Source organism: Segeticoccus sp. (assembly GCF_035708005.1).
This window is the reverse complement of the sequence record NZ_DASSTI010000169.1, coordinates 47,363-55,428: the sequence shown is the minus strand read 5'-3', so window position 1 is coordinate 55,428 and position 8,066 is coordinate 47,363. Positions and strand designations below refer to the sequence as shown.

Below are 8,066 nucleotides of genomic sequence, written 5' to 3'. Positions count from 1 at the left end.
GGCGGAGGTCGAGGCGGTCGCGGAGGCCGGTGGCTTCGTGCTGCGCCAGGACGACGAGGACGACGCGCCCGCCCAGCAGGTCGTCACCGCCGGTGCGACCGCGGACCCGGTCAAGGACTACCTCAAGCAGATCGGCAAGGTCGCCCTGCTCAACGCCGAGCAGGAGGTGGAGCTGGCCAAGCGGATCGAGGCCGGCCTGTTCGCCGAGGAGAAGCTCGCGGCGGACGACGGCACCATGGACATGAAGATCAAGCGCGAGCTGTGGTGGATCGCGCAGGACGGCAAGAAGGCCAAGAACCACCTGCTCGAGGCCAACCTGCGGCTCGTGGTCTCGCTGGCCAAGCGTTACACCGGCCGCGGGATGCTCTTCCTCGACTTGATCCAGGAGGGCAACCTCGGTCTGATCCGCGCGGTCGAGAAGTTCGACTACACCAAGGGCTACAAGTTCTCCACCTACGCGACGTGGTGGATCCGCCAGGCGATCACCCGGGCGATGGCCGACCAGGCCCGCACCATCCGCATCCCGGTGCACATGGTCGAGGTCATCAACAAGCTCGCCCGCGTCCAGCGGCAGATGCTGCAGGACCTCGGTCGCGAGCCCACGCCGGAGGAGCTCGCCAAGGAGCTCGACATGACCCCGGAGAAGGTCGTCGAGGTCCAGAAGTACGGGCGCGAGCCGATCTCGCTGCACACCCCGCTCGGCGAGGACGGCGACAGCGAGTTCGGTGACCTCATCGAGGACTCCGAGGCCGTGGTGCCCGCCGACGCGGTGAGCTTCACGCTGCTGCAGGAGCAGCTGCACTCGGTGCTCGACACGTTGTCGGAGCGCGAGGCCGGTGTGGTCTCGATGCGGTTCGGCCTGACCGACGGCCAGCCGAAGACGCTCGACGAGATCGGCAAGGTCTACGGCGTGACCCGCGAGCGGATCCGCCAGATCGAGTCCAAGACGATGAGCAAGCTGCGCCACCCGTCGCGGTCGCAGGTGCTGCGCGACTACCTGGACTGACGACGACGGGCCGAGGAAACGAGCGAAGCGAGGCCCGGAGGGCCAAGGAGTCAGTCCGATCAAGTCTGGACTGACGACGACGGGCCGAGGAAACGAGCGAAGCGAGGCCCGGAGGGCCAAGGAGTCAGTCCGATCAGGTCTGGACTGAGGGTGCGACGGTCGGCGTGCGCTGACCGTCTGACAACCATCGCGAAAGGGCGGTGCCACCGAGACGGTGGCGCCGCCCTTCGTCGTGTTCGAGGCGGGGCGGTCTGTGCACAACGGTGCTGCGGCGTCCATCGACCGAACGGTCGACGGGCGATTCGCCCGTCCGGGCAGAAGTTCACGACATCCGGCTGAAGCACGGTGATGACCCTCCCGCCCGGGTTCCCGAGTGCGTTGTATTTCCTTCAACTACTCACCCTCGGGGGACCCTGTGTTGCGAAGCACTACACCTGTCGACGGTCGGCGCCGCGGGCGCCGGCGCGTCCCGATCCTGCTGGCAGCCGTGGGGTTGGCCATGACCGGATCAACCACGCTGGCGCCTGCCACGTTTGCGGCCGACCTGACGCCGGGCACCTCCCGGCTGACTGGGGGGTCCGGCACAGCAACCTCAAGCGCCACCTTGTACGCGAAGTCGGGCGCCCTCCTGACGCTCGATGTGGCGGGGACCGACCAGACCAAGTGCATCTCCGTCTCCGGCGGCGGCTTCAACGAGACGAGGAACGTGACCGTCAGCACGACGAGCACCTTCACCGCGACCGCGCCACAGGGAGTCGATGGTTCCCAGCAGGTCGACGTCGATCTTTACACCGGACAGTGTTCAGGGAAACCGAAAGTGAGTCCTGGCCAGCTCTACACGCTCGACAACACCGGGCCCGTCGTGACTGGCGCGATCTCGCCGGCGCCGAACGCTGCCGGGTGGAACACGAGCGACGTCACCGTCACGTGGACCGCCACCGACGACCGCGGCTCCGGCGTCGCCAGCCAGCCGGGCAAGGGTGTGATCCTCGGCGAGGGCCGCGGCCTGACCACCTCCGCCACCGTCCGCGACAACGTGGGCAACGAAACCACCGCACAGTCCCCGCCGGTCAACATCGACCGCACCGCCCCGACCACGCACGTCACCGCACCCCCGGCGTGGAACAAGAACGACGTCACGCTGACGCTCGGCGCCAGCGACGGACTGTCGGGCGTGGACCAGACCTTCTACCGTCTGGACGACGGCGTCACCGAGTCCGGGACGAACATCTCGGTCAAGGATGAGGGCAGCCACACCCTCGAGTACTGGAGCACCGACACGGCGGGCAACACCGAGCAGCACCACACCGTGTCGTTCGGCATCGACAAGACCTCACCCACCATCGGACACACGCTCAACCCCGCGCCCAACGCTGACTTCTGGAACAACTCGCCGGTCACCGTCACCTTCGACTGCCAGGACTCAGTTTCGGGGATCGCGAGCTGCACGGGCCCACAGACCGTGGACAAGGAGGGCGCTGGACTCACCGTGCTGGGCTCGGCCACCGACCGTGCCGGCAACACCGCGGACGACCCGGCCACGGTCAACCTCGACCTGACGGGTCCTGTCCTGTCCCTGTCCGACCTGCCCGCGGCCAACGCCAACGGTTGGTACAACCACCCGGTCACGGTGACGCCCAGCGCCACCGACGCGCTGTCGGGGATCAAGTCCGTCGACGGCGCCCACACCTTCGGCGAGGGCGAGGGCCAAACCGCGACCTTCCACGCCACCGACACCGCCGACAACACGAGCTCGCTGACGACGGGCAAGGTCAACGTCGACACCACCGCCCCGACGATCACCGGCACAGTCGTCACGAAGCCGAACGCGAACGGCTGGTTCGACGGCGACGTGACCGTCCACTGGGCGTGCGACGACACGCTCTCGGAGGTGGCGACGTGCCCGGACGGCTCCGTCGTCACGGGTGAGGGCGGCAACCTCGCAGTCAGCGCAGAGGCGCGGGACAGGGCCGGCAACGTGTCGACCGCGACTGTCACCGGCATCAAGATCGACCGGAGTGCGCCGACGACGACGGCGGACGGTGTGCCGCAGGGATGGGTCAACAAGCCGGTCACGGTGGCCCTGAACGGCAGCGACAACCTGTCGCCGGAGGTCACGACGTACTACACCGTCGACGACGCCGACCCGGTCCAGGGCAGCAGCGTGACCGTGGGTGCGGAGGGGCACCACACGGTTTCGTACTGGTCGGTCGACCAGGCTGGCAACACCGAGAAGCGGCAGAGCTTCGACGTGGACGTCGACCTGAGTGCGCCGACCGTCACGACACACCAGTCGCCTGACGCCAACGGCAAGGGCTGGAACAACTCCGACGTCGAGGTCGGGTTCAGCTGCACCGACCAGGCCGGGCTGTCCGGCATCGCGCACTGCCCGAGCGGGCAGACCGTGACCGAGGAAGGCACGCACACCGTCACGGGCACGGCCACGGACCACGCGGGGAACAGCACCACAGCATCCCGCACGGTGAGCTTGGACAAGACGGCCCCGACCATCACGGGGGCGGCGGACCGGGAGCCCAACGGCAACGGCTGGTACAAGGACGACGTCACGGTGACCTTCACCGGTACCGACAAGCTGTCCGGCATCCAGGACGTGACCGCGCCGCAGACCCTCGGCCAGGGCGAGGGCCAGTCCGTCGAGGGCACCGCCACCGACGTGGCCGGCAACACCGCCACGACGACCGTCGACGGGATCAACGTCGACAAGACGAAGCCGTCGCTGAGCGCGGCGCCGACCGAGGCGCCCAACGACCGCGGCTGGTACAACCGCGATGTCACGCTCGTGTGGTCCGCCGCTGACGACCTGTCTGGTCTCGACGGTGCCACCCCGGCAAACTCGGTCCTCGACACCCAGGGCGAGGCGGTGACCGCAACTGCCACGGCCCGCGACAAGGCGGGCAACGAGACCACGGTCACCAGTGAGCCGGTCCGCATCGACACGACCGCTCCCACCACCAGCGTGTCCGCCCCCGACGGGTGGCAGAACGGCGACGTCAAGCTGGCCCTCCACGCTGCCGACAACCTCTCCAGCGTCGAGTCGACCCACTACACGGTCGACGGCGGCGACGAGCAGACCGGCACCAGCCTGACCCTGGCCGACGAGGGGACGCACCACGTGTCGTACTGGTCGGTGGACAACGCCGGCAACGTCGAGGACGCCAAGGCGGTCACGATCCAGATCGACAAGACCGCGCCGACGATCTCGCACGAGCTGGACCCCCGGGCCAACGACGCCGGCTGGAACAACAGCGAGGTGACGGTGACGTTCACCTGCGAGGACCAGGCGGACCTGTCCGGTGTCGCGAGCTGCACCGCGCCGGTCAAGGTCACCGACGAGGGCCGGAACCAGTCGGTCCACGCCGAGGCCACGGACAACGCCGGCAACTCGAGCACCTACGAGGCGATCGTCAACATCGACAAGACCCCGCCGACCATCGAGGCGACTCGCAGCCCCGAGGCGAACGCCTACGGCTGGAACAACCAAGACGTCACCGTGTCGTTCGCCTGCGCGGACAAGCTGTCCGGCCTGGAGTACTGCACGGCCCCCGAGACCCTCTCCAGGGACGGCAAGGGCCAGAGCGTCGCAGGGACCGCCTACGACGTGGCCGGGAACATCAGCAGCGCGCAGGTCGACGGCATCAACATCGACAAGACCGCACCGACCCTGTCGGGAGCACCGACGACGGCCCCGAACAGCAACGGGTGGTACCGCGACGACGTCACCATCCACTGGACGGCGGGGGACAATCTGTCCGGGATCCCGGAGGCTCCGAAGGACTCCGTCATCACCGGTGAGGGCGACACCCTGACCGCGACCACGTCGGTGTCGGACCGCGCAGGCAACAGCAGGCAGGCAACTACCACCGTCGTCAAGATCGACCGGCACGCGCCGGTGACCACGGCGGACGCGCCGAAGGGGTGGACCAACGGCCCGACGACGCTGACGCTGGGTGCGACGGACAACCTCTCCGGTGTCGCCGCGACCTTCTACAGCGTCGACGGCGGGGACGTTGTGGAGGGCACCGAGCTCACGCTCGGGACGGAAGGTGCCCACACGGTGACCTTCCACAGCGTGGACGCCGCGGGGAACGTTGAAGAGGACAGGACGGCCACGGTCAAGATCGACCTCACGGCGCCGACGATCGGCCACACGCTCACCCCTGCCGCCAACGCGGTGGGCTGGAACAACTCGCCCGTCACGGTGGACTTCCAGTGCGCCGACCAGGACCTCCTGTCGGGCCTCGAGAGCTGCACCGATCCGGTCACGCTCACGGACGACGGCACGGGCCAGCAGGTCCTGGGCACGGCGGTGGACAAGGCCGGCAACGTCGGCACCGACACCGCGACAGTGAGCATCGACACGGTCAAGCCCGAGATCACCGGGACCCCGGACCGGGCGGCCAACGACAACGGCTGGTATGCCGGTGACGTCACCGTGAGCTTCGACTGCCACGACGGGCTCTCCGGCATGGCCGGCTGCACCGGTCCCCAGAAACTCGGTGAGGGGGGTAACCAGACGGTTACCGGCACGGCCACCGACGTGGCGGACAACGCTGCCACGACGACGGTCGGACCGATCAACGTGGACAAGACCGCTCCGACGCTGGAGGGCGCTCCGACGACGAAGCCGAACGGAAACGGCTGGTACAACGGCGATGTCGCGATCCACTGGACGCCGGGCGACGAGCTCTCCGGTGTCGACCGGTCGACGGTGCCCGGTGACGGCACGATCACGGGCGAGGGTGCGAACCTGACCACCTCCGCCAGCGTGCGGGACCTGGCCGGCAACGAGACGACGGCGACCAGCCCGGCGGTGAACATCGACCGGACCGCGCCGACGACGAAGGTTTCAGGCATCTCCGACTGGAGCAAGGACGACGTCACGGTGACCCTCACGGCCACCGACAACCTGTCCGGTGTCGCGAGCACGCGCTACCAGCTCGACGAGCAGGACGCCACGACCGGTGAGCAGGTGACGATCTCGACCGAGGGCGTCCACACCCTCAAGGTGTGGAGCGTCGACAGGGCGGGCAACACCGAGGCGGTCCAGAACCTGACGGTGAGGATCGACAAGACCGCTCCCGGGATCAGCCACACGCAGGACCCGGAGGCCAACAAGCACGGTTGGAACAACTCCGACGTGACGGTGACCTTCATCTGCACCGACGGAGGTTCCGGGGTGGACACCTGCACCAAGGCGCAGACGGTCACCACCGAGGGCGGGAACCAGCCCGTGCCCGGCACCGCGGTGGACAAGGCCGGCAACACCAACACCGACGTTGCAAGCGTGAGCATCGACAAGACGGCACCCACGCTGACCGGGCAGCTGTCGGCCATGCCGAATGGCAACGGCTGGTTCAAGGACGACGTCACGGTGAGCTTCACCTGCGCGGACCAGGCCGGCCTGTCCGGGGTGCTGTCCTGCCCCGACAAGCGGACCCTCGGCGAGGGCACGGACCAGTCGGTGTCCGGCACCGCGACCGACGCGGCTGACAACACCAGCGCACCGGTCACCGTCAAGGGCATCAACGTCGACAAGACCGCTCCGGTGCTCAGCGGCGCAGCCACGACGGCACCGAATGACGCCGGGTGGTACCACCAGGACGTCGTCGTCCACTGGACTGCCAGCGACCCGCTGTCCGGCCTGGACGGGGCTGCCCCGGCCGACGTGACGCTCACCGGTGAAGGAGCCCAGAACTCGGCGACCGCGACGGTCACCGACAAGGCCGGCAACAGCACCACGGTGACCGTGGGCGGCATACCGATCGACCGCACGGCTCCGAGCACGACGGCGACTGCACCCGACGGGTGGCAGAACCACGACGTGACGGTCAAGCTGTCGGCGAGCGACGCGCTCTCCGGGGTCGCGACGACCTACTACAGCCTCGACGGTGCGCCCCGGCAGGCCGGTACCTCCGTCACGGTGACCGACGAGGGCACGCACCAGCTGACCTACTGGAGCGTGGACACGGCCGGCAACAGCGAGGCCCACCACACGGCAACGGTGCTCGTCGACAAGACCGTGCCGGTCATCACCGGTGCGGCGACGACCAAGCCGAACAGCGAGGGCTGGTTCAACGGCCCGGTCACGGTCCACTTCGACTGCACCGACCAGCCGGGACTGTCGGGAATCGCCAGCTGCCAGCAGGACACCCAGGTCGCGTCCGACGGCGACAGCAACGTCGTCAACGGCTCCGCGGTGGACAACGCCGGCAACGTCGCGACCACCACGGTGGGTCCCCTGAAGATCGACACCACGGCGCCGGCCGTGACGATCGGCGGTGTCGCCAACGGTGGGTCCTACGTCCTGGGGGCGGCGCCGAAGCCGACCTGCTCGGCGACGGATGCCACGAGCGGCCTGGCCGGCCCGTGCACCGGTGCCGTCAGCGGCGGGACCAGCAACGGGGTGGGTGAGTTCACCTACACCGCGACGGCCACCGACAAGGCGGGCAACACCGGCACGGCGAGCGTGACCTACACGGTGAAGTACGCCGTGGCGGACGGGATCTTCCTCGACCCGGTCATCGCTCCGGGCCACGCGGGGACGGCCACGACCAGCATCTTCAAGGCCGGTCAGACCATCCCGATGAAGTTCCAGCTACGTGACGCCACCGGCAAGCTCGTGCAGGCGGGGAGCGCGCCACGATGGCTGACGCCGCAGCGGGTCGCGGACACGGCCGCGGCGGTCAACACCGACGGGGTGACCGACGCCGGGTCCAGCACCGAGAGCTACAGCTGGAACGGCTCGCAGTACCAGTACAACTGGAAGACGGACAAGGCCCAGGCGGGCGCCACCTGGCGCGTCGGCGTGGCCCTGGATGACGGCCAGACGTACTACGTCACCATCGGCCTGAGGTAGCGCCTCGGGAGTCCGAGGTCAGGCACGATCAGGCAGAGGTCCCCGGGACCGGGCAGCCGTCCGGTCCCGGGGACCTCTGCTGTCCTGTCCCCGGTCACGCCGGCGTGAGAGGTGCCGGGGTGTGAGGCGGGTCGGGCGGCACTCTTCACGCCGGCGTGAGAGGTGTTGGGGTGTGAGGCGGGT

The 8,066-nt window shown here is 68.8% G+C and carries 2 protein-coding genes; both read left to right on the top strand.

What is annotated here, in order from left to right; genetic code table 11:
• Window positions 1-1,006 (top strand): RNA polymerase sigma factor (locus VFL99_RS16330; protein ID WP_325107415.1); only part of this gene is annotated, 1,006 nt, incomplete at its 5' end.
• Window positions 1,007-1,823: 817 nt separating this feature from the next.
• Complete coding sequence (locus VFL99_RS16325; RefSeq protein WP_325107414.1) at window positions 1,824-7,883, top strand: OmpL47-type beta-barrel domain-containing protein; 6,060 nt, start codon at window positions 1,824-1,826, stop codon at window positions 7,881-7,883.
• Window positions 7,884-8,066 lie beyond the last annotated feature (183 nt).